Here is a 21,610-nt window from a genome sequence, read left to right on the forward strand (position 1 = left end):
CCAAACGGTGTGACGTACTACGGCGTGTAGTCACCGTCCGGCCGGAGATTCAAGCCGACGGAGTAACGATCATGTGATCCGACAGTAGGGTCACGGCCCGCGTCTCCGGGGGCCCCGCCGCGTCGCGCTACTACCGCCGCTCGTACCACGGGGGGTGCTTGTGACCAGTGCCACCCGGCGCCGGGCTCCGGCCGGGCCCGCGGCGCCCGTCGTGTCCGCACCGCTGACCCCGCGCCGTCCCTGCGGGACCATCGACGCATGTATCCCAACAGGAGCGAAGAGACCGAAGCCGACCGCGGGCCCGGCGTCCAGGAGCGCCGGTACACCGCGCTGCGCGGCTGCGAGCGGCTGCTCTCCGGCACCCGGCCGCGAAGCCTGCGCGAGCGGCTCGCCGCCCTGGCCGAGGAGGGCGAGGGCGCCTACGACCTGGACCGGCGGCCGGACATGTACGGCGACGGCGTGGTGCGGGCCCTGGAGAACCGGGTCGCCGAGCTGCTCGGCACCGAGGACGCCGCGTTCTTCCCCACCGGCACGATGGCCCAGCAGGTCGCGCTGCGGATCCACGCCGAGGCCGCCGCGCTGCCGACCGTGGCCACCCACCCGCTCGGGCACACCGAACTGCACGAGCGGCACGCGCTGGGGCGGCTCAGCGGTCTGCGCAGCGTCTGGCCCACGGTCGCGCCGCGGCTCCCCACCGTGGCCGAGCTGCGGGCCTTCGACGAGCCGTACGCGGCGATGATCCTGGAGCTGCCGCTGCGCGAGGCCGGGTTCGTCCTGCCGTCCTGGGCGGACCTGCTGGCCGTGGCCGCGGTGGTCCGGGAGGAGCACGGCGCCGCGCTGCACCTGGACGGGGCCCGGATCTGGGAGTCGGTGGTGCACTTCGACCGCCCGCTGCCGGAGATCGCCGCCCAGGCCGACTCGGTCTACGTCTCCTTCTACAAGACGCTCGGCGGGATCAGCGGCGCCGCGCTGGCCGGCCGGGCCCGCTTCGTGCGGACCGCCAAGGCCTGGCGGCACCGCTACGGCGGCCAGCTGTTCCAGCAGTGGCCGGCGGCGCTCGCCGCGCTGGCCGGCCTGGACCGCGAACTGCCGCGCCTGGGGCAGTACGTCGCGCACGCCGGGACGGTCGCGGCGGCGCTCGTCGAGGGGTTCGCGGGCGTTCCGGGCGCCCGGGTCCACCCGGCCCCGCCGCACACCCATCAGTTCCAGCTCTGGCTCCCCTACCCCCCCGCAGGAGCTGGACCTCGCGGGACTCCGGCTGGCGGAGGAGTCGGGGACGGCCCTGTTCGGCGGCTGGCGCGAGCAGGGCCTGCCGGGGCTGTCGATGACGGAGGTCACGGTGGCCGCGGACGCGCTGGAGTGGACCGGGAAGGACGTCACCGAGGCGGTGGACGCCTTCCTCGCCCTGCTGCCGGACCGGTAGGTCCGACCGGAAGTGCCTCGCGGACCCCGCCGGACGGGCGGACTCCGGCGGCCGAGCGGACCTCTCGCGGACAAGCGTCCGGCCCGTCCCCGCAGCTGCGGGGACGGGCCGGACTGGTGAATCAGTGCCTGGTCAGAGGCTGATCGTCACTGCTCGTTTCGATCAGTTGTCGACCGGGCGGACGCGGATCCAGGTCTCGAGGTAGTTCGAGGACTCGTTCTCGACCTCGATGCTGGTGCCGGTCTTCGGGACGATGACGCTGCTGTACGGGTTGTCCTTCGACCAGTACGACTTGAGGTCGCTGAACTCGTCGACGCCCTTGGCCTTCGGGACGACCGTCTCGACGCCGCTCTTGTGCAGGGTCAGGCTGTCGACCTTGCGCGAGCCGAAGGTCGAGTCGTAGCCCTGGATGCGCGGGCGCATCAGGGTGCCGTCGGTCCACTTGATCGGGGTCGGGTGCGAGTCGACCGGGAGGATCAGGCCGGAACCCGGGTGGTTGGTGACGTTGTTGTCGCTCTGGGAGGTGTCCCACAGCCAGATCAGCAGACCGGCCTGGTAGGGGTAGTGCTCCACCCAGTTCGGCTTGGTGTTGGAGAAGCCGAAGTTGTACGGGCCGGTCTTCAGGGTCCGGTCGTACGAGATGTGCTGGCGGTTCTCGGCGATGTAGTACTGCGCGTAGTCGTTCGAGAACTTGCCGGTGATGCGGGAGAAGCCGTTGGCCGTCCAGCCGTTGTCGCCGTTCTCGGCACCGTCGGTGAATACGGTGGCGCCGTTGGCGGCGATGGCGATGTCGTCCAGGGCCAGGCCCTTGAGGTGCAGACCGCCGTCGGTGGTGTAGTGGAAGCGGACCTTGACGGCCTTACCCGCGTAGGCGTCGAGCGAGAACGACAGGTCGCCCCACTTGTTGCCCGAGTTGCCGGTCAGGCCGGCCTTGTCGGCGGCGTTCTTCGGGATCGCGACCCCGTTGAAGGTGCCGTTCAGGGCGGTCCAGTTGGCGCCACCGTCGGTGGAGACCTCGGCGTAGCCGTAGTCGAAGTCCTGCTCGATGTCGTACCAGGCCTTGGCCGTCAGCGCGGCGCTGGTCTTGCCGGTCAGGTCGACGTCACGGGCCAGCGACACGTTGAGGTCGTCGGCGCTGCCGCTCCACCACTCGTTGGCACCCGCGAACGGGGTGTTGATCTCGGTGGTGACGGTCTTCTTCGGCAGGTCGACGACCAGGGCCTGCGGCAGGTTCGAGTTGTACTCGACCGGGCCGATGTGGTGGGTCGTCTCGGTGCCGGCCTTGGCCTTGTCGTACTTCAGCCAGCCGAGCTGGAGCTTGCTCCAGGCGTCGAGGTCGTTCGGCATGTCGCCGATCGAGTTCTTGCCCTCGCCGAGCCAGGAGCCGGAGGACATCAGCGACCAGAAGCCGACCGAGTTGTCGATCCCGCTGCCCGAGGTGTCGTACAGGTCCGGCAGGCCGAGGTCGTGGCCGTACTCGTGGGCGAAGACACCGAGGCCGCCGTTCTCCGGCTGCATGGTGTAGTCACCGATCCAGATGCCGGTGGAGCCGACCGGGGTGCCGCCGAGCAGGTTGTTGGCGGGGCCGGTGGAGCCGGCCTGGGTGCCGTAGACGTACGAGCGGTGGGCCCACAGCGCGTTGTCGCCCTGCTTGCCGCCGCCCGCCGACTGGTCCTCACCGGCGTGCACGATCTGGAAGTGGTCGATGTAACCGTCGGGCTCGTTGAAGTTGCCGTCGTGGTCGAAGTCGTACCGGTCCCACTGGTCGTACTGCGCGATGGTGGCCTTGATCTGAGCGTCCGTCTGGCCCTTGGCCTTCTGGTCGGCGACCCAGGCGTTGATGCCGTCGCGGATCAGGTCCTGCGCGTTGTTGCAGACGTGCTGGCCGCAGTAGTCCGAGCCGTAACGGGCCTCGTTCCACGGGACCTTCACCCAGTCGGTGACCTGGCCGTCGACGGAGTAGCGGCCCGAGGACTGCTTCTCGTAGAAGGTCTTCAGCGAGTCCTGGGTCTTGCTGAAGTACATGTCCTGGTAGTGCTGCTGGTTGTAGTCAGCCTGCCAGAGCGTCGAGTTGTTGGTCGCCGCGTCGGGCTTCTCGATCTGGTTGTGCTGCGGACCGGGGTCCCCACCGAACTTGATCTTGCCGTCCGGGGTCTTCGTGGTGTTGTCCACCTGGTCGCTGAAGTCGACCAGGATGGTGAAGATCTTGTCCGTGCGCTCGCGGGCGAGCTCGACGTACTTGTCCTTGCCCAGCTTGATGCTGGAGCTACCGCCGTGCTCCTCGACCTTCGCGGTGCCGGCGAGCAGCTGCTCGGTGGCGGCCTTCTGCTCGGCCTCGACCTTCTCGGTCAGCGGGCCCGGCAGGTTGTGGTCCGTCTTGACCGACTGAACGGCGTCAGCGGGGTCCTTCGGCGTGGGCGCCGAGCCGGCCGCGAGGGCCGTGCTCGGGAACAGACCCGCGCCCAGAGCGGCTATGACCGCCCCGGCCGTGGCGGCCGCGGCGGCTTTCCTGGTCATCTTCAACGTTGTGACGTCCTCCCCAAACCGGTCCGGCTCTTGGCCTTCCGGTAAACCAATGAAAGACAGGTGGACGACATTTGATCCAAGCGTGGACGGAAAAGATAGACCTTGACCGTTACATGGCCACACCGCTATGCTCCGCGACTCGCTATCAGCTGACGATCCGTCAACAACATTGGCATTAAAGATGCCTGCTTACTGGGTCGCACTCGCACCACCGCCCGACCAGGCCTCCCACCTGCGAGCCCGTGGGGTGGATCACAGTTTTCGTAACGGCACGTAAACGGACTGAGCCCCCGGCGCGAACGCCGGGGGCTCAGACGGTGTGCTGTTATCTGTTAACTGTTACTACTTCGTCAGGTCCGGACCGGACGAGGCAACGGCCGCCGGAGTGTCCGCGACCGCGGACTTCTCCTCGCCGCGGAAGGTGAACTTCGCTTCCTTGCCCTCGCCCTCGACACCGACGACCACGATGTGACCGGCTCGCAGCTCGCCGAAGAGGATCTTCTCGGAGAGGTGGTCCTCGATCTCGCGCTGGATGGTGCGGCGCAGCGGACGGGCACCGAGCAGCGGGTCGTAGCCGCGCTTGGCGAGCAGCTTCTTGGCCTCGATGCTGAGCTCCAGGCCCATGTCGCGGTCCCGCAGCCGGCCGTCCACCTTGTCGATCATCAGGTCGACGATCTGGATGATGTCTTCCTCGGACAGCTGGTGGAAGACCACGATGTCGTCGACGCGGTTCAGGAACTCGGGGCGGAAGTGCTGCTTGAGCTCCTCGCCGACCTTCGCCTTCATCCGCTCGTACCCGGTGGTGGAGTCGCCCGTGGCCGCGAAGCCCAGGTTGAACCCCTTGGAGATGTCCCGGGTGCCGAGGTTGGTCGTCATGATGATGACGGTGTTCTTGAAGTCGACCACGCGGCCCTGGGAGTCGGTCAGGCGACCGTCCTCCAGGATCTGCAGCAGCGAGTTGAAGATGTCCGGGTGGGCCTTCTCGACCTCGTCGAAGAGGACGACGGAGAACGGCTTGCGGCGGACCTTCTCGGTCAGCTGGCCGCCCTCCTCGTAGCCCACGTAGCCGGGGGGCGAACCGAAGAGCCGGGAGACGGTGTGCTTCTCCGAGAACTCGGACATGTCGAGCGAGATCAGCGCGTCCTCGTCGCCGAAGAGGAACTCGGCGAGCGTCTTGGACAGCTCGGTCTTACCGACACCGGACGGGCCGGCGAAGATGAACGAGCCGCCGGGGCGCTTCGGGTCCTTGAGGCCCGCACGGGTGCGCCGGATGGCCTGGGAGAGCGCCTTGATGGCGTCCTTCTGGCCGATGACGCGCTTGTGCAGCTCGTCCTCCATGCGCAGCAGCCGGGAGGACTCCTCCTCGGTCAGCTTGAAGACCGGGATGCCGGTGGCGGTGGCCAGGACCTCGGCGATGAGCTCCTCGTCCACCTCCGCGACGACGTCCATGTCGCCGGCCTTCCACTCCTTCTCGCGCTTGGCCTTGGCCTGCAGGAGCTGCTTCTCGTCGTCGCGCAGGGACGCGGCCTTCTCGAAGTCCTGCGCGTCGATCGCGCTCTCCTTCTCGCGGCGCACGTCGGCGATCTTCTCGTCGAACTCGCGCAGGTCCGGCGGCGCGGTCATCCGGCGGATGCGCATCCGGGAGCCGGCCTCGTCGATCAGGTCGATCGCCTTGTCCGGCAGGAAGCGGTCCGAGATGTAGCGGTCGGCCAGGGTGGCGGCGGCGACCAGGGCGGCGTCCGTGATGGAGACCCGGTGGTGGGCCTCGTAGCGGTCGCGCAGGCCCTTGAGGATCTCGATGGTGTGCGGCAGCGACGGCTCGGCGACCTGGATCGGCTGGAAGCGGCGCTCCAGCGCGGCGTCCTTCTCCAGGTGCTTGCGGTACTCGTCGAGCGTGGTGGCACCGATGGTCTGCAGCTCGCCACGGGCCAGCATCGGCTTGAGGATGCTGGCGGCGTCGATGGCGCCCTCGGCGGCGCCCGCGCCGACCAGGGTGTGCAGCTCGTCGATGAACAGGATGATGTCGCCGCGGGTGCGGATCTCCTTGAGGACCTTCTTCAGGCGCTCCTCGAAGTCACCGCGGTAGCGCGAGCCGGCCACCAGGGCGCCCAGGTCCAGCGTGTAGAGCTGCTTGTCCTTGAGCGTCTCCGGGACCTCGCCCTTGACGATCGCCTGGGCCAGGCCCTCGACCACGGCCGTCTTGCCGACGCCGGGCTCACCGATCAGCACGGGGTTGTTCTTGGTGCGGCGGGACAGCACCTGCATGACCCGCTCGATCTCCTTCTCGCGCCCGATCACCGGGTCGAGCTTGGCCTCGCGGGCGGCCTGGGTCAGGTTGCGGCCGAACTGGTCGAGGACCAGCGAGGTCGACGGGGTGCCCTCGGCGGGCCCGCCGGCCGTGGCCGACTCCTTGCCGCCGCCGGTCTGGTACCCGGAGAGCAGCTGGATGACCTGCTGGCGCACCCGGTTGAGGTCGGCGCCGAGCTTCACCAGGACCTGGGCGGCGACGCCCTCGCCCTCGCGGATCAGGCCGAGCAGGATGTGCTCGGTGCCGATGTAGTTGTGGCCGAGCTGCAGGGCCTCCCGGAGCGACAGCTCCAGGACCTTCTTCGCCCGGGGGGTGAAGGGAATGTGACCGGACGGGGCCTGCTGGCCCTGGCCGATGATCTCCTCGACCTGCTGGCGAACGGCCTCAAGAGAAATCCCGAGGCTCTCCAGGGCCTTAGCGGCGACACCCTCACCCTCGTGGATCAGACCCAGGAGGATGTGCTCGGTGCCGATGTAGTTGTGGTTGAGCATCCGGGCTTCTTCCTGAGCCAGGACGACAACCCGCCGCGCGCGGTCGGTGAACCTCTCGAACATCGTTTATCGCTCCTCAGAGCGGTCGGGCAGTTCGGGGTCGGTCCCCGCCCTGTCCTTCCGCATGCTAGTCCCGCTCAGCGGCGCGGCCCACGGATTCACTCCCCGGTACGGGAGCGAGATGCTGCGCGACCAGCCGACACCAATCCCAACCTGATGCTGGGAGACGGTGTTCCCACAGGTGGGCCGGATGCACCAGATACCGCTACGCCATCGGCGAACAACACCGGCCCCGGCGGATCCGGAGGGTCTCCGGCGGGTCGCACGTACTGCCCCGGACGGTGCGCGGGGCGCCGTCCACCTGCATTCATACCCGGTATCGGGATGGTTCTCGCGCAGTTTCCGCGGTGGCGGTGTTCGCCTGGCGAGAAGTCGGCCGGCGGTGACGGTGGGTCAGCTCCGGCCCTCGGGGTCGGTAGGCCATCCCGGTGGTGTCGGCGTTACCGCTTCGCCCCTACAGCGTTGCACAGCTCGTGATTGTTCCGCCGCCCGATCCGGTGCTGCCCGGGCGGGTGCCCGAAGGGGCGCCCGTGCCCCGGTCCGCCGGCGTGCCCGCGGAGCCGGGCGGACGGCCCGGAACGGCCGGGCGGACCGGGCGGGCACGCGCCGCAGGGCGCGGAGAAGGTTCCTCCGCGCCCCGCGCATGTGCCAGGTGCGCCTCCGGCGACCACCGGGGCCCCGCATCCGCTCCGGCGGTCCGGCGCTGCCGGGATCAGGCCGCGTTGGCCTTGTCGTAGGCCTCGCGGACGGTGCTCGGCACCCGGCCGCGGTCGTTGACCTCCAGGCCCTGCTCCTTGGCCCACGCGCGGACCTTCGCGGTGTCCGGCGCGCTGCCGGACGGGCGCGGAGCCGCGCCGCGGCCCGGGCGCCGGGCGCCGGCGAGCCGGCCGCTCTGCTTGCGGCCCTTCTCCACGTACGGCGCCAGCAGACCGCGCAGCTTGTCCGCGTTGGCGCTCTTCAGATCGATCTCGTAGGCAACGCCGTCGAGCGCGAACGTCACCGTCTCGTCCGCCGAACCGCCGTCGAGATCGTCTTCAAGAATGACCTGCACCCTCTGTGCCACGGGCTTCCCTTTCCGCTAAACGACCCATTGCCTAAGGAAAGGAAAGCGCCTTTCTCCGGAAAACACAAACCCCTGCCCGGGTCGGGAGCCGCTCACAGGTGCAGCAGCATGCGCGAGTTGCCCAGTGTGTTGGGCTTCACCCGCTCCAGGTCGAGGAACTCGGCGACACCTTCATCGTACGAGCGGAGAAGTTCTTCATAGACATCCGTAGCGATCGCCGCCGGGTCTGTCGTACCATCATCGGTTTCCTGGACCTCGCCGATCTCGACGAAACCGTGTTTCGCGAAGAAGGGCACCTCGAACGTCAAGCAGAAAATCCGACGGACGCCGAGCCACCGCGCGGTCTGCAGCAGCTTCTCCAGCAGCAGGTGGCCGACCCCGTGGCCGCGGCAGGACGGATCGACCGCGAGGGTGCGCACCTCGGCGAGGTCCTCCCACATGACGTGCAGCGCGCCGCAGGCCACGACCGCCCCGGTGTCGTCGCGTTCGGCGACCCAGAACTCCTGCACGGATTCGAACAGGGTGACGGTGGGCTTGTCGAGCAGAATGCCGTCACGGGAGTAGGCGTCGATGAGCCCGCGCACTGCCCGCACGTCCGTGGTCCGCGCCCGGCGGATGGTGACCTCCATGGCGGGACGTTATCGTGCCGGCGCCGGTCCGGTCCCCCCGGTATCCGGTCCGGACTCCGCGGAATCCGGCCCGGCCGGATCGGTCGGGAACAGAGCGGCCACCCGCAACGCGTCGCGCAGCGCCTCCCGTTGCTCGGGCGACATGAGGCCGAAGAAGTGCACCAGGGCGGCCGCGGGATTGTCGCTGGTGGCCCAGGCGTCGTTCATCAGAGCCGCCGTGTACGCCTCGCGGGACGAGACCGGTTCATATCGATAGGCCCGCCCGGCGCGGTCCCGGCGCAGCCAGCCCTTTCTGTGGAGCTTGTCCAGGACGGTCATCACGGTGGTGTACGCGATTTCCCGTTCCGACCGCAGATCCAGCAGAACCTCGCGAACCGTGACCGGTCGGTTCCACCGCCACACCCGGGTCATGATGGCGTTCTCAAGTTCGCCGAGTTGCCGGACCATAGTGCGGCCAGGATAGGGAGTGAATGGGGCAAATCTTGTGAAGTGCGGCAAACCGGCGCGCCGCCACCCCGGAATCGGGAATGGCGGCGCGCCGGTGCTCGCGGGCGGGGACGGGGTCAGTCGACCGCGTCCTCCTTGGCCTTCTGGGCCCCGCCCTGGCTGCGGATGATGGCCCGCACCAGGAAGCCGAAGCCGATCGCCATGACCAGCGGCGGGACGATCGCGCTGACGTAGTCCATCAGGTCACTCCTCCTCGGTCCTGTCCGCCGCCGCGGTGGCGGCGGACGCCTTGGGCTCCGGCTTCACGAGCGGGAAGAGCACGGTCTCCCGGATGTTCTTGCCGGTGAGCAGCATGATCAGGCGGTCCACCCCGAGGCCGAGGCCGCCGGTGGGCGGCATCGCGTACTCCAGGGCCCGCAGGAAGTCCTCGTCGACCTGCATCGCCTCGACGTCGCCGCCGGCGGCCAGCAGGGACTGCGCGGTCAGCCGGGCGCGCTGCTCGACCGGGTCGACCAGCTCGGAGTAGGCGGTGCCGATCTCGGTGCCGAAGATCACCAGGTCCCACTTCTCGGCCACGCCCGCGACCGAGCGGTGCTGGCGGGTCAGCGGCGAGACCTCGGTCGGGTAGTCCTTGATGAAGGTCGGCGCGACGGCGTTCTCCTCCAGCAGGCGCTCGACCATCTCCAGCACGATCTGGCCGTGGCCCCAGTCCTTCTCGAACGGGATGCCGTGCGCGGCGGCCAGCTCGCGCAGCTCCTGGACGCCGGTCTCCGGGGTCACCTCGGTGCCCAGGTGCGCCGAGATGCCGGGGTACACGCTGACCTCCGCCCACGGCTCGGCCAGGTCGATCTCGTGCTCCACGCCGTGCGGGTCGAGGCCGCGGATCACCGTGGTGCCCAGCGCGTCCCGGGCGGCGTTGATGATCGTCGCCCGGATCAGCTCGGCCTGGGTGTCGTAGTCGCCGTAGGCCTCGTAGGACTCCAGCGAGGTGAACTCCGGGTTGTGGGTGGAGTCCGCGCCCTCGTTGCGGAAGTTGCGGTTGATCTCGAAGACCTTCTCCGCGCCGCCGACCACCAGCCGCTTGAGGTACAGCTCGGGGGCGATGCGCATGAACAGGTCGATGTCGTACGCGTTGATGTGGGTCTTGAACGGACGCGCGTTGGCGCCGCCGTGCACCGGCTGCAGCATCGGGGTCTCGACCTCGATGTAGCCGCGCTCCTCGTAGGTGCGGCGGATCGAGCGGACCACCTTGCTGCGCAGGTGCAGGATCTCGCGGGCCTCGGGGTTGACGATCAGGTCGACGTACCGCTGGCGGACCCGGGCCTCCGGGTCGGTCAGGCCCTTGTGCTTGTCCGGCAGCGGGCGCAGGCACTTGGCGGTGAGCGCCCAGGCGTCCACCATGACCGACAGCTCGCCGCGGCGGGAGGTGATCACCTCGCCCTCGACGCCGACCTGGTCGCCGAGGTCGATGTCGGACTTCCAGGCCGCCAGCCGCTCCTCGCCGAGCTTGTCCAGGGAGAACATCACCTGGAGGTCGCCGCTGCCGTCGCGCAGGGTGGCGAAGCAGAGCTTGCCGCCGGTGCGGGAGAGGATCACCCGGCCGGCGATGCCGACCCGCTCGCCGGTCGCCGTGTCCGGCGCCAGGTCCGGGTGCTTGGCCCGGAGGTCGGCGATGGTGCTGGTCCGGGGGAAGCCGACCGGGTACGGGTCGACGCCGGCCGCCCGGAGCCGGTCCAGCTTCTCGCGCCGGACGCGCATCTGCTCGGGGAGGTCGTCGGTCGCGGGGATGGGGCTCTGATCGCTCACCCCCCCAGGGTAGCCAGCCCCGGACCGCCGCTCCGCCACGGGTTGGCCGTGCCGCTCGCGGCGTCGACCGCACGCCGGAGGGGGAGACCGCCGGTGCGGTCTTCCCCTCCAGGGGCGGGGCGGTCAGCCGGTGCCGGTGGCCAGCTCCAGCTCCTCGTCGGGAGTGGCGGGCGGGGCGGGCCGGGCCGGCGGCCGGGGGCGACGGCCGAAGAGCTCGGCGGGGGTCGGCATCCGGTGCGGACGGGGCTGGGGGGCGTCGGGCTGCTCTGCGCCGGGCTCGGTGCTGCTCATCGGGATCCGTCCTCCAACAGGGGTGGGGAGACTGCTCGGGGGTGCGGCGGGGCTCGGTACGGCGACGGCGGCGGGGCTCGGTACGGCGACGAGGTGGCGCTGGCCGGTGGTGAGGGCGAGCCGCTCGCGGACGGCCGCCTCGGCCAGTGCGTGGCAGCGCCCGGCCAGCCGCGAGCGGCGGGTCCGCTCGGTCTGGCCGCACGGCTGACGGGTCAGCCCGCGCAGCGCGGTGAGGTCCTCGGGCGCGGGGAGGTAGCCGTCGGCCACCGCCTCCTCCAGGCGTTCCAGGTAGCCGGCGGCGCTGCCGGGCAGCGCCGCCCGGTAGCGGCCGAGGTCGGCGAGCAGGAAGGCGCGCAGCCGGCCGCCCTCCTGGACGGCTTCGTCGATCGCCTCGGTCAGGCGCAGGGCGTCCTGGACGTCCTCCGCCCACAGCTCGGCGCCCGCGCCGGCGAACGGCAGCCGGTCGGAGACCTGGAAGTGGACGGGGACGGCGGGGTGCAGGGCTTGGGCGAGGGCGCGGCGCAGCACGCGGACTTCGTCGGCGCTGAAGGCCATGCCGCCGCGCGATCCGTGTGGCGTAGGCATGGGCTGACACTACGTGAGGAATATCCGATTTGTCGGTAACGTCGCGCCGATCCCCCACGTTTGGCCCGGTGAATGTCCGGTGGACGAACGACCGCCCGTTCAGCGCCGCAGGGCCTCGGCGGGCTGGATCCGGGCCGCGCGCCAGGCCGGGTAGGCACCGGCCAGCAGCCCGGTGGCCAGCCCGGCGACCGGGGCGGCGGCCACCGTCGCCGGGGACACCACCGGGGTCCAGTCCCGGGCCAGCGCCACACCGAGCACCGTCAGCACCCCCAGCGAGCTGCCGACCAGGCCGCCCAGCAGCCCCAGCGAGCCGGACTCGCAGAGGAACTGGCCGGTGATGTGCCGGCCGCGGGCGCCCAGCGCGCGGCGCAGCCCGATCTCACCGGTCCGCTCCAGCACCGCGACCAGGGTGGTGTTGGCGATCCCGACGGCCCCGATCACCAGGCAGATCCCGGCGAGCAGCAGGAAGAGCCGGTCGAGGTCGGAGGTGACGCCCGAGCGCAGGGTGCGCGGGTCCGGGGGCGGCGTCACGGCGAAGTTCTCCGGGTGGGCCGGGTCCAGCGCCAGCGCGGCCTCGTCGGCGATCTGCCGGGCGGCGCCGATCCTGGTGGCGACGAGCATCTTCGCGCGGTCCCCGGTGGGGCCGCCCCAGAGCCGGGCGGCGGCCCCGCGCGGCACGACCACCGAGAGCAGCAGCTCGGGCCGGCGCCGGACGTCGTCGACGATGCCGATGACGGTGAACGGCCGGCCGGCCAGGAACACCGCGGGCTGGGTGTCGAGCGTGCCGATCCCGAGCCGGGCGGCCAGGGCGGAGCCGAGCACCGCCACCTGCCGCCCGGTGGTGTCGTGCCAGGCGTCGAAGGTCCGGCCCTGGGCCAGGTGCGGCTCGGCCGCCGTGAGGACGCCGGCCGAGGCCGCGACCACGGTCGCCTGCTCGCCGCCGGAGGGCCGGCCCACCGGCGCGGCCCGGACCGACCCGGCGGGCAGCTGGACCGGCCAGTAGACGCCGGCCGCCTCGACCCCGTTCAGCCGCTGGATCCGGGCGTCGGCGTCGGCGGGGAACGAGAGCGGGGTGAGGTCCGGTCGAGGGCCGCCGGTGTCCTCGACGCTCACCTCGGTCGCGGTGAGCACGCTGAAACGGGAGTCGATCCGGGCCGAGGCGGTGGCCGTCAGCCCGAGCACGGCGACGAAGGCGCCGACCCCGAGGACGGTGCCGAGCGCGGTCAGCGCCGAGCGGGCGGGCCGCTGGAGCACGCCGGCGAGGGCCTCGGCGAGCAGGTCCCGCGGAAGCAGCCGGGTGGGCTCGACGGGGCGGGGGCGGCCGCGCCGCCTCATCCGGCGCCCACCTCCCGCAGCACCCCGTCGCGGATCGCCACCGTCCGCCGGCCGCGGGCGGCCACCTGCGGGTCGTGGGTGATCAGCAGGAGGGTCAGGCCCTGCGCGTGCAGGTCGTCCAGCAGGGCCAGGACGGACCGGGCGGTGGCGGTGTCCAGGTTGCCGGTCGGCTCGTCGCAGAGCAGCAGCGCCGGCCGGCCGACCAGCGCGCGGGCGATCGCGACCCGCTGGCGCTCGCCGCCGGAGAGCCGGGACGGCACGGCGTCCGCCCGGTGGCCGAGGCCCACCCGGACCAGCGCGTCGCGGGCCCGCTCGCGCCGCTCGGCCGCCGCCCGGCGGCCCCGGGCGGCGGTGTACAGCAGGGCGAGCGCGACGTTCTCCGCCGCGCTGCGGTGCGGGAGCAGGTGGAAGGACTGGAAGACGAAGCCGATCCGGCGCCCGCGCAGGGCGGTGCGGTCGCCGTCGGCGAGCGGGCCGGTGTCGACGCCGTCCAGCAGGTACCGGCCGGTGGTGGGGGCGTCCAGCAGGCCGGCGATGTTGAGGAAGGTGGACTTGCCGGAGCCGGACGGGCCGGTCACCGTGACGTAGTCGCCCGGGTCGACGGCCAGGTCGCAGGGGGCCAGGGCGGTGACCGGCGGCGGTCCGGGGTAGGTCAGGCCGACCCGGCGGAACTCGACCAGCGGGGTGCTCACCGGGTGCCCGCCCGGACCCCGACGATCACCCGGTCGCCAGGCCCGAGCGCGCCCCCGGCCAGCGGGCGGACCTCGGTGCTGCCGCCGCCGACCATGCCCGGGGTCACCTCGACCCGTCGGCGCCCTCCGCCCTCGTACACCGTCACCACCGTCCGGCCGTCCGCCGTCGCGGAGACGGCGGAGAGCGGGACGACCAGCACCGGACCGGCCGAGGAGGCGGCCCGGACGGTGAGGCGGACGTCCTGGCCGGCCAGCCTCGGGTCGAGCGGGGCGTCAGGTTCGACCACCAGCGGGTAGCCGGTCCGGTCCGTGCCGGGCTGCCGGGCGCCGCCGCCGGGCGCGGTGCCGGTGCCGCTGCCGGACGGGGGTCCCTCGCCGGGGGTGTCGGCCACCGCGGTCACCGTCGCGGTCGCGGTGGTGCCGGTCACCTCGGAGAGGATCTCCACCTGCTGGCCCGGGCGGACCAGACCCTTGTCGGGGGCGGTCAGGCTGCCCTTCACGACCAGCGCCCCGGCCGAGACGGTCAGCACGGTGCCGGTGACCTCGCCGCCGACCCGGCCGGCGACGCCGTCCACCCGGGCCGGGAAGCCGGTGAGGAAGAGCAGTTCGGCGGCGGGGACCATCGGGCCGACGGTGGCCCGGACGTCGGCGGCCTTCTTCCGGAGCCCGGTGAGGTCCTCGCCGGCCCGGGTCACCTGTTTGCGGGCGGTCTCGACGGCGGTGCGGGCCGCGTCCACCGGGCTCTCGCCCACCGGGGCGCCTACCGGGGCGCCGACCGGTTCGCCGGCCGGGGCGCCGGGCGTCGGCGCGGCGGACCGGGCCCGCGCGGCGGCCAGCGCGTCGTCGAGCCGCTTCTGCGCGGCCTTCAACGCGTCCCTGCCGTCCGCCAGGGCCCGCTCGCCGCCCGTCACCGCGTCCTGGGCGGCCGACACCTGGGTGTCGCCGTCCGGCGAGGCCGGCCGCGGGTCGTAGCCGCGGGCGGCGTAGAAGGCCGTCACCGCCGCCCCGGTGGCCGCGCCGTAGCGCCCCGCGGGGTCGCCGTCCGAGCCGAACCCGAGCTCCTTCAGAGCCTGTTGGAGCTGCTCGACGTCCTGCCCGGTGGCGCCCGGCCGGAGGTCCCGGTACACCGGGAGGCCGCCGCGGAGGGCGAACACCGGCCGCCCCGAGACCTCCAGCACCGGTTGCCCGGCCGCGACCTGGTCGCCGGTCCGCACCGGGAGCTTGGTGACCACCGGCTTGGCGCCGGCCGGACCGCCGCTCCCGGCCGGGGCCACCTCGACCGTCTGGCCGGCGCCGACCTGGCCGCGGAGCACCACCGAGTCGGTCAGCACGCGCTGCTCCACGGCGGCCGTCAGGACGTCGGGCGGCGGGGGCTCGCTCTCGGCGGCGGCCTGCGCGGGCGACCTGATCACCAGTGAGGCGGCCAGCCCGGCCCCCGAGACGGCCGCGGCGACCAGCGTGACGGCCAGCAGCAGCCGCCCGCGGCGGCGCGGCACCGACCCGCCGGGGCCCGGTGGCGGCGCCCCGGGGCCGGTGGCCGGGCCGTCGTCCTGAGCGGCCCCGGACCCTTCGACGATCGACACGCCCCACCCTCGATCCGGCTTCCGGGCCGCCCGACCGAGCGGCCCCGTACGGTTCGCCCGCCCCGTACGTGACGGGGCGGCAGTGCCTCGGCCTGGGCGGGCGGGCTCGTCGGGCGGGCCGGACGCGCGCCCGCACCCCCGGTGCCCGCCGGTCCCCCCGGCCGCGGGACGGGCGTGCTGCCCCGTCCCGGGGCGTGAAACTAACACAGCGCGGGGGCCCGCCGGCCGGGTTCGCCCGCAACGGCGGGGCGGCTGCGGGGAACTGCGGGGGAATGTCCCGTTCGGGCCGTGCGGCGCCGGGTGGGTGCGGCGAACTCCCGGCTCAGCTGGGCCGGTTGCGCTCGTACACCAGGCGCAGGCCGATCAGCGTCAGCCAGGGCTCGTGGACGTCGATGGTGCCGGCCTCGCCGAGCACCAGCGGGGCCAGTCCGCCGGTGGCGATGACCTGGACGTCGTCCGGGTCCTTGGCGAGCTCCTTGGCCATCCGGTCGACCAGGCCGTCGACCTGGCCGGCGAAGCCGTAGAGGATGCCGGACTGCATGCCCTCGACGGTGTTCTTGCCGATCACGTTGCGCGGGCGGGCCAGCTCGATCTTGCGCAGCTGGGCGCCGCGCGCGCCGAGCGCCTCGACCGAGATCTCGATGCCGGGGGCGATCGCGCCGCCCACGTAGTCGCCGCGGGCGTTGATCGCGTCGAAGGTGGTGGCGGTGCCGAAGTCGACCACGATGCACGGGCCCCCGTACAGGTGGTTGGCGGCCAGCGCGTTGACGATCCGGTCGGCGCCGACCTCCTTGGGGTGGTCCATCAGGACGTGCACGCCCGTCTTCACCCCCGGCTCCACGATCACCGCGGGGACGTCGCCGTAGTAACGGCGGGTCACCTCGCGGAACTCGTGGAGCACGGAGGGGACGGACGAGCAGATCGCCAGGCCCTCCACCGCGGCCTCGTTGACCGCGGTGTGCGAGCCCATCAGGCCCTGCAGGAGCACCGCCAGCTCGTCGGCCGTGCGGCGCGGATCGGTGGAGATCCGCCAGTGCTCGACCACGTCCTCGCCGTCGAACAGGCCGAGCGTGGTCTGGGTGTTGCCGACGTCGATGGTGAGCAGCATGGGGTGCCTTCTGCGTGAGGGGTGATCAGAGGTGATCAGGCGCGCAGGTCCAGGCCGATGTCCAGGATCGGCGAGGAGTGCGTGAGCGCGCCCACGGCCAGGTAGTCGACCCCAGTCTGGGCGACCTCGCGCGCGCTGGCCAGGGTCAGTCCGCCGGACGCCTCCAGCCGGGCGCGCCCGGCCACCAGCTCGACGGCCTCCTTCAGCTGCGGCACGGTGAAGTTGTCCAGCAGGACGAGGTCGGCCCCGGCCTCCAGCACCGGCGGGATCTGCTCCAGGGTGTCCACCTCGACCTCCACCGCCAGGTCGGGGTAGGCGGCCCGGACGGCCCGGAACGCCTCGGCGACGCCGCCGGCCGCGACCACGTGGTTGTCCTTGACCAGGGCGGCGTCGGAGAGCGCCATCCGGTGGTTGGCGCCGCCGCCGCAGCGGACCGCGTACTTCTGCAGCGCCCGCAGGCCCGGGGTGGTCTTTCGGGTGTCGCGGACCACCGCGCCGGTGCCCTCCAGGGCGTCCGCCCAGGCGCGGGTCGCGGTGGCGATGCCGGAGAGGTGGCAGAGCAGGTTGAGCGCGCTGCGCTCGGCGGTCAGCAGGTCGCGGGTGCGGCTGCGGACGGAGAGCAGCACCTGGCCGGCCTCGACGCGGTCGCCGTCCTCGACGTGCCGCTCGACCTCGAACTCCTCCTCGCAGACCAGCGAGACGACCGCCTCGGCGATCCGCAGGCCCGCGACCACGCCGGCCTCGCGGGCGGTGAAGTCGGCGGTGGCGACGGCGTCGGCGGGCACCGTGGCGACCGAGGTGACGTCCTCGCCGCCGGCCAGGTCCTCGGCCAGCGCCAGGGTGGCGATGTCCTCGACCTCGATCGGGTCGAGGCCGGCCTCCTCCAGCAGCTCGGCGAGCCGCGGGTCCAGGCCGGTCTCGTAGCCCTCGCCGTCCCCGCACGCGCAGCCGTCGCCGCAACCGCCGGCCATCGGGAGTTCCTCGTGGGAGTGGGTCATGGTTCTACTGCTCCTCAGGGGTGCTGACAAGGTCGCCGGAGGCGGTGAGGGTGGTGATCAGGTGGCGCTGCCAGTGGGCGTCGTCCCGCTCGGGGAAGTCCTCGCGCCAGTGGCAGCCGCGGGTCTCGGCGCGCCGGGCGGCGGCCGTCACCAGGGCGGTGCCGACCAGCAGCAGGTTGGCGGCCTCCCAGGTCTCCACCCGGGGGTCGGCCGGCTTCTCCTCGGCGACGTGCGCCAGGGCCTGCTCGGCGATCAGGGCGAGTCCGGCGGCCGTGCCGGCCATCGACGAGGCCGAGCGCAGGACGCCCGTGCCGCGCGACATCAGCCGCTGGATCTCGGCCCGCGCCTCGGGGGCGGGCAGCGGCACCGGGCGGGCGGCCCGCGCGGCGGCGACGTCCACCGAGCGCTCGGGCAGTTCGTCCGCGCGGTGCCGGGCGGTCAGGTCGGCGGCGATCCGCTCGGCGAAGACCAGGCCCTCCAGCAGGGAGTTGGAGGCCAGCCGGTTGGCGCCGTGCACCCCGGTGCAGGCCACCTCGCCGCAGGCGTAGAGCCCGGGGACGGTGGTGCGGCCGGTCGGGTCGGTGCGGATGCCGCCGGAGGCGTAGTGCGCGGCCGGGGCGATCGGGATCGGCTCGGTGACCGGGTCGATGCCGTGCGCGCGGCAGGTGGCGAGGATGGTCGGGAACCGCTCCTCCCACATCCCGGCGCCGAAGTGCCGCCCGTCCAGGTACATGTGGTCGGTGCCCAGGAGCTGCATCCGCTGGGTGATGGCCTTGGCGACGATGTCGCGCGGGGCCAGTTCGGCCAGCTCGTGCTGCCCGAGCATGAAGCGGGTGCCGTCCCCGTCGACCAGGTGCGCGCCCTCGCCGCGGACCGCCTCGGAGACCAGCGGCTGCTGGCCCTCGGCGTCCGGGCCGAGCCAGAGCACGGTCGGGTGGAACTGCACGAACTCCAGGTCGGTGACCTCGGCGCCGGCCCGCAGCGCGAGCGCCACGCCGTCGCCGGTGGAGACCGCCGGGTTGGTGGTGGCGGAGTAGACCTGGCCCATGCCGCCGGTGGCGAGGACCACCGCGCGGGCCCGGATGGCGCCGACGCCGTCGCGCTGGCCCTCGCCCATCACGTGCAGGGTGAGGCCGGCGGCGTGGCCGTCGGCGTCGGTGAGCAGGTCGAGGACGAGGGCGTGCTCGATCAGCTCCAGGCCCGGGTCGGACCGGACGGCGGTGACCAGGGCGCGCGATATCTCGGCGCCGGTGGCGTCCCCGCCGGCGTGCGCGATCCGGCGGCGGTGGTGGCCGCCCTCGCGGGTGAGCTGGATCTCGCCGTCGTCGCCGCGGTCGAAGGCGGCGCCGGTGGCGATCAGGTGGCGGACGGCCTCCGGGCCCTCGGTGACGAGGGTGCGGACGGCCTCCTCGTCGCAGAGCCCGACACCGGCCACCAGGGTGTCGGCCAGGTGCTGCTCGGGGGTGTCGCCCTCGCCCAGGGCGGCGGCGATGCCGCCCTGGGCCCAGCGGGTCGACCCGTCGTCGAGCATCGCCTTGGTGACCACCATGGCCCGCAGGCCGGCCTTGCGGACGTTGAGGGCGACGGTGAGTCCGGCCACGCCGGAGCCGACCACGACGATGTCGGTGGTGGCCGTCCAGCCGGGGGCGGGGGCGGTGAGGCGGTGCGTGACGGGCATGGCGTTCAGTGGCTCCTTCAGCGCGCGGCGGTCGGGGCCGCGCCGTTGCCGTCACGGTACGCCGCGTCGCCGCGGAGCAGCCCGGTGCCCTCCCCGGCCTCGGCGGGGTCGCCGCCCATGCCGGTGATCCGGTTGTCGGCGTCCACGAAGACCACCTTCGGCAGGTAGCCCTTGGCCTCGGCGGTGTCCATCTGCCCGTAGGCGATGAGTATGACGAGGTCGCCGGGGTGGACCAGGCGGGCGGCGGCGCCGTTGATGCCGATCACGCCGGAGCCGCGCGGGCCGGCGATGGTGTAGGTCTCCAGCCGGGCGCCGTTGTTGATGTCGACGATGTGGACCAGCTCGCCGGGGAGCAGGTCGGCGGCGTCGAGCAGGTCCTCGTCCACCGTGACGGAGCCGACGTAGTGCAGGTCGGCCTGGGTCACGGTGGCCCGGTGGATCTTGGACTTGAGCATGGTGCGGAGCATGGGGTCACGCCTCCAGTGAGTGCATGCCTGAGGGAATGTGCTGCCGGACGGTCCTGCGGGTGGTGCGACCGCGGGGGGCCCGCGAGTGGTGCGTCGCCGCGTCAGCGGCAGATGATGCGGACGTTGTCGATCAGGCGGGTGGAGCCCACCTTCGCGGCGACGGCCAGCACCGCCTCGCCCCGGAAGTCGTCCGCCGCTTCGGTGAAGTCGTGCGGGTCGATCAGGGCGAGGTAGTCCAGGGTGACACCTTCGGCGGCGTCGAGGGCGGCCGCGGCGGCCTCGCGCACGGCCTGCGGACCCTGCGCGGCCACGTCGCGGCCGGCGAACAGGGCCCGGGACAGCACGAGCGCGTGCTCGCGGTCCTCGGCGGACAGGAAGCGGTTGCGGGAGGAGAGCGCCAGCCCGTCCTCCTCGCGGACGGTCGGCACGCCGACGATCTCGACGTCGAAGTCCAGGTCGGCGACCATCCGCTGGACGAGCGCCAGCTGCTGGGCGTCCTTCTCGCCGAAGAAGGCGAAGTCCGGGTCGGTGATGTGCAGCAGCTTGGCCACCACGGTCAGCACCCCGTCGAAGTGCCCGGGCCGGGTGGTGCCCTCGAAGCGCTCGCCCATCGGGCCGGCCGCCAGGCGCACCTGCGGCTCGCCGTTCGGGTAGACCTCCTCGACGGACGGCGCGAAGACGACGTCGGCGCCGTTCTCCTCGGCCAGCCGGACGTCGGCCTCCAGGTCGCGCGGGTAGCGTTCGAGGTCCTCGCCGGCGCCGAACTGAAGCGGATTGACGAAGACGGTCACGGCGACCCGGCCCTCCCGGCCGACCTGCTTGCGGGCGGCCCGGATCAGCGCGCCGTGGCCCTCGTGCAGCGCGCCCATCGTCATCACGACCGCGTTGTCCACCGGCTGCTCGTCCGGCCAGAAGGCCGCCTCGAAGTCGGTGACGCTCCGGGTGACGACGGCCCGGTGGACCTTGGGTGCCCGCTGGGCCTTGCCGGCCTGCTTGCCGCGTGCTGCCATCAGTTCTCCTCGTTCAGTACGTCCAGCAGCGCCGCCGCCGACGCTTCGTCGATCGTCCCGTGGGCGAGCGCCCGCTGGGCGGTGGCGCGGGCCATCGCCCGGTAGGCGGCCGGGATGTCCGGGGACACCGTACTGAGCTGCGCCAGGTGGCGCCGAACGGTGCCCGCGTCGCCCCGCGCGACCGGGCCGGTGAGGGCCGCGTCGCCGGAGCGCAGGCTGTTGTCCAGGGCGGCGCCCAGCAGCGGGCCGAGCAGCCGGCCGGGCTCGGCGACCCCGGCCGTGCGCAGCAGCTCCAGCGCCTGGGAGACCAGGGTGACCAGGTGGTTCGCGCCGTGCGCGAGGGCCGTGTGGTAGAGCGGGCGGACGCCCTCCGGCACCCACTCGGGCTCGCCGCCCATCTCGACCACCAGGGCCTCGGCCACCGGGCGCAGCTCCTCGGGGGCGGTCACCCCGAACGGGCAGCCGGCCAGCCGGGCGAGGTCGACCGTGGTGCCGGTGAAGGTCATCGCGGGGTGCAGTGCCAGCGGCAGCGCCCCGGCCCGGGTGGCGGGCTCCAGGACGGCGACGCCGTGCGCGCCCGAGGTGTGCACCACCAGCTGGCCGGGACGGACCGAGCCGGTCGCGACGAGGCCGGCCACCAGGTCGGCCAGCGCGTCGTCGGGGACGGTGAGCAGCACCAGGTCGGCGGCGGCGAGCACCTGCGGCGGAGTGACGATCCGCACGCCCGGCAGCAGCTGTTCGGCGCGGCGGCGGGAGGCGGCGGACACCCCGGAGGCGGCGACCACCCGGTGCCCGGCGAGCTGCAGGGCGGCGCCCAGCGCGGGGCCGACCCGGCCGGTGCCGACCACCCCGACGGCGAGCCGGGCCGGCCGGTTGCCGGGGTGGGCCGGGTCGCCGAAACCGTCGTCGAGCGGGCCGGGGCCGACGCTGTGGGAGGCGCTCACGCGGCCACCTCCGGGTCGTTCCCGGGCCGGGGGGCACCCCGGCGCTCGGCGGTGGCAATCGCCATGGCGCACCTCTCGACGGTGAGCCCGGTTCGCTCGCTCACAGCTCGGCCCTGGTCCTCACTCTTACCGTTCCGGTCCTCTGCGGGTACCGGACGCACCGGCC

Annotated in this window: 17 protein-coding genes and 1 pseudogene; 1 reads left to right on the top strand and 17 read right to left on the bottom strand. The window is 72.9% G+C overall.

Annotated features, from left to right (window positions below):
• Window positions 1-258: 258 nt before the first annotated feature.
• Window positions 259-1,423, top strand: a pseudogene (locus tag ACZ34W_RS12535) (threonine aldolase family protein).
• Between the two features lie 162 nt (window positions 1,424-1,585).
• Here ACZ34W_RS12535 and ACZ34W_RS12540 read toward each other — a convergent pair.
• The 17 genes from ACZ34W_RS12540 to ACZ34W_RS12620 form a co-directional block, all read right to left on the bottom strand.
• The gene (locus tag ACZ34W_RS12540) at window positions 1,586-3,940 is read right to left on the bottom strand and encodes an immune inhibitor A domain-containing protein (RefSeq protein ID WP_329488354.1); all 2,355 of its coding nucleotides are present in this window, start codon (window positions 3,938-3,940) and stop codon (window positions 1,586-1,588) included.
• Between the two features lie 351 nt (window positions 3,941-4,291).
• Window positions 4,292-6,811 carry an ATP-dependent Clp protease ATP-binding subunit gene (locus tag ACZ34W_RS12545; RefSeq protein ID WP_329488353.1) on the bottom strand — a complete coding sequence of 840 codons (2,520 nt, stop codon included), beginning with the start codon at window positions 6,809-6,811 and terminating at the stop codon, window positions 4,292-4,294.
• A 709-nt stretch (window positions 6,812-7,520) separates the two neighbouring features.
• The gene (locus ACZ34W_RS12550) at window positions 7,521-7,871 is read right to left on the bottom strand and encodes a histone-like nucleoid-structuring protein Lsr2 (RefSeq protein WP_329488352.1); all 351 of its coding nucleotides are present in this window, start codon (window positions 7,869-7,871) and stop codon (window positions 7,521-7,523) included.
• 92 nt (window positions 7,872-7,963) lie between these two features.
• Window positions 7,964-8,500, bottom strand: a complete 537-nt coding sequence (locus tag ACZ34W_RS12555; RefSeq protein WP_329488351.1) for an amino-acid N-acetyltransferase — start codon at window positions 8,498-8,500, stop codon at window positions 7,964-7,966.
• Between the two features lie 9 nt (window positions 8,501-8,509).
• Window positions 8,510-8,947 (bottom strand): BlaI/MecI/CopY family transcriptional regulator, encoded by a 438-nt coding sequence (locus ACZ34W_RS12560; protein WP_329488350.1) that lies wholly within the window; start codon window positions 8,945-8,947, stop codon window positions 8,510-8,512.
• Window positions 8,948-9,063: 116 nt separating this feature from the next.
• Entirely contained in the window at window positions 9,064-9,186 is a 123-nt protein-coding gene (locus ACZ34W_RS12565; RefSeq protein WP_329488349.1) for a hypothetical protein, read from the bottom strand.
• A 4-nt stretch (window positions 9,187-9,190) separates the two neighbouring features.
• Window positions 9,191-10,753 (bottom strand): bifunctional lysylphosphatidylglycerol synthetase/lysine--tRNA ligase LysX, encoded by a 1,563-nt coding sequence (gene lysX, locus ACZ34W_RS12570; RefSeq protein ID WP_465603554.1) that lies wholly within the window; start codon window positions 10,751-10,753, stop codon window positions 9,191-9,193.
• Window positions 10,754-10,876: 123 nt separating this feature from the next.
• Complete coding sequence (locus tag ACZ34W_RS12575; protein WP_465603556.1) at window positions 10,877-11,629, bottom strand: hypothetical protein; 753 nt, start codon at window positions 11,627-11,629, stop codon at window positions 10,877-10,879.
• A gap of 99 nt (window positions 11,630-11,728) precedes the next feature.
• Entirely contained in the window at window positions 11,729-12,964 is a 1,236-nt protein-coding gene (locus tag ACZ34W_RS12580; protein ID WP_329488345.1) for an ABC transporter permease, read from the bottom strand.
• A complete protein-coding gene (locus ACZ34W_RS12585) occupies window positions 12,961-13,656 on the bottom strand; it encodes an ABC transporter ATP-binding protein (RefSeq protein WP_465603559.1) in 696 nt (231 codons plus the stop codon). Before ACZ34W_RS12585 ends, ACZ34W_RS12580 begins: the two co-directional genes overlap by 4 nt.
• Complete coding sequence (locus tag ACZ34W_RS12590; protein ID WP_465603561.1) at window positions 13,653-15,239, bottom strand: peptidoglycan-binding domain-containing protein; 1,587 nt, start codon at window positions 15,237-15,239, stop codon at window positions 13,653-13,655. Before ACZ34W_RS12590 ends, ACZ34W_RS12585 begins: the two co-directional genes overlap by 4 nt.
• Before the next feature lie 322 nt (window positions 15,240-15,561).
• Complete coding sequence (locus ACZ34W_RS12595; RefSeq protein ID WP_352286146.1) at window positions 15,562-16,347, bottom strand: type III pantothenate kinase; 786 nt, start codon at window positions 16,345-16,347, stop codon at window positions 15,562-15,564.
• A gap of 35 nt (window positions 16,348-16,382) precedes the next feature.
• On the bottom strand, window positions 16,383-17,345 hold the full coding sequence (gene nadC, locus ACZ34W_RS12600) for a carboxylating nicotinate-nucleotide diphosphorylase (RefSeq protein WP_329488339.1): 963 nt from the start codon (window positions 17,343-17,345) through the stop codon (window positions 16,383-16,385).
• Window positions 17,346-17,349: 4 nt separating this feature from the next.
• On the bottom strand, window positions 17,350-19,023 hold the full coding sequence (locus tag ACZ34W_RS12605) for an L-aspartate oxidase (protein WP_329488338.1): 1,674 nt from the start codon (window positions 19,021-19,023) through the stop codon (window positions 17,350-17,352).
• Between the two features lie 17 nt (window positions 19,024-19,040).
• Window positions 19,041-19,490 (bottom strand): aspartate 1-decarboxylase, encoded by a 450-nt coding sequence (panD, locus tag ACZ34W_RS12610; RefSeq protein WP_329488337.1) that lies wholly within the window; start codon window positions 19,488-19,490, stop codon window positions 19,041-19,043.
• Between the two features lie 101 nt (window positions 19,491-19,591).
• Window positions 19,592-20,500: a pantoate--beta-alanine ligase gene (gene panC, locus ACZ34W_RS12615; RefSeq protein WP_329488336.1), complete on the bottom strand. Its 909-nt coding sequence runs from the start codon at window positions 20,498-20,500 to the stop codon at window positions 19,592-19,594.
• Window positions 20,500-21,444, bottom strand: a complete 945-nt coding sequence (locus tag ACZ34W_RS12620; protein WP_465603565.1) for a Rossmann-like and DUF2520 domain-containing protein — start codon at window positions 21,442-21,444, stop codon at window positions 20,500-20,502. The genes panC and ACZ34W_RS12620 overlap by 1 nt, the downstream gene beginning before the upstream one ends.
• Between the last annotated feature and the right edge of the window lie 166 nt (window positions 21,445-21,610).

Source organism: Kitasatospora sp. NPDC022856 (assembly GCF_055561235.1).

Coding starts and splice junctions, on each gene's coding strand:
- ACZ34W_RS12540 (WP_329488354.1), bottom strand. CDS start 3,940: ATGACCAGGAAAGCCGCCGCGGCCGCCACGGCCGGGGCGGTCATAGCC.
- ACZ34W_RS12545 (WP_329488353.1), bottom strand. CDS start 6,811: ATGTTCGAGAGGTTCACCGACCGCGCGCGGCGGGTTGTCGTCCTGGCT.
- ACZ34W_RS12555 (WP_329488351.1), bottom strand. CDS start 8,500: ATGGAGGTCACCATCCGCCGGGCGCGGACCACGGACGTGCGGGCAGTG.
- ACZ34W_RS12560 (WP_329488350.1), bottom strand. CDS start 8,947: ATGGTCCGGCAACTCGGCGAACTTGAGAACGCCATCATGACCCGGGTG.
- ACZ34W_RS12565 (WP_329488349.1), bottom strand. CDS start 9,186: ATGGACTACGTCAGCGCGATCGTCCCGCCGCTGGTCATGGCGATCGGC.
- ACZ34W_RS12575 (WP_465603556.1), bottom strand. CDS start 11,629: ATGCCTACGCCACACGGATCGCGCGGCGGCATGGCCTTCAGCGCCGAC.
- ACZ34W_RS12580 (WP_329488345.1), bottom strand. CDS start 12,964: ATGAGGCGGCGCGGCCGCCCCCGCCCCGTCGAGCCCACCCGGCTGCTT.
- ACZ34W_RS12595 (WP_352286146.1), bottom strand. CDS start 16,347: ATGCTGCTCACCATCGACGTCGGCAACACCCAGACCACGCTCGGCCTG.
- nadC (WP_329488339.1), bottom strand. CDS start 17,345: ATGACCCACTCCCACGAGGAACTCCCGATGGCCGGCGGTTGCGGCGAC.
- ACZ34W_RS12605 (WP_329488338.1), bottom strand. CDS start 19,023: ATGCCCGTCACGCACCGCCTCACCGCCCCCGCCCCCGGCTGGACGGCC.
- panD (WP_329488337.1), bottom strand. CDS start 19,490: ATGCTCCGCACCATGCTCAAGTCCAAGATCCACCGGGCCACCGTGACC.
- panC (WP_329488336.1), bottom strand. CDS start 20,500: ATGGCAGCACGCGGCAAGCAGGCCGGCAAGGCCCAGCGGGCACCCAAG.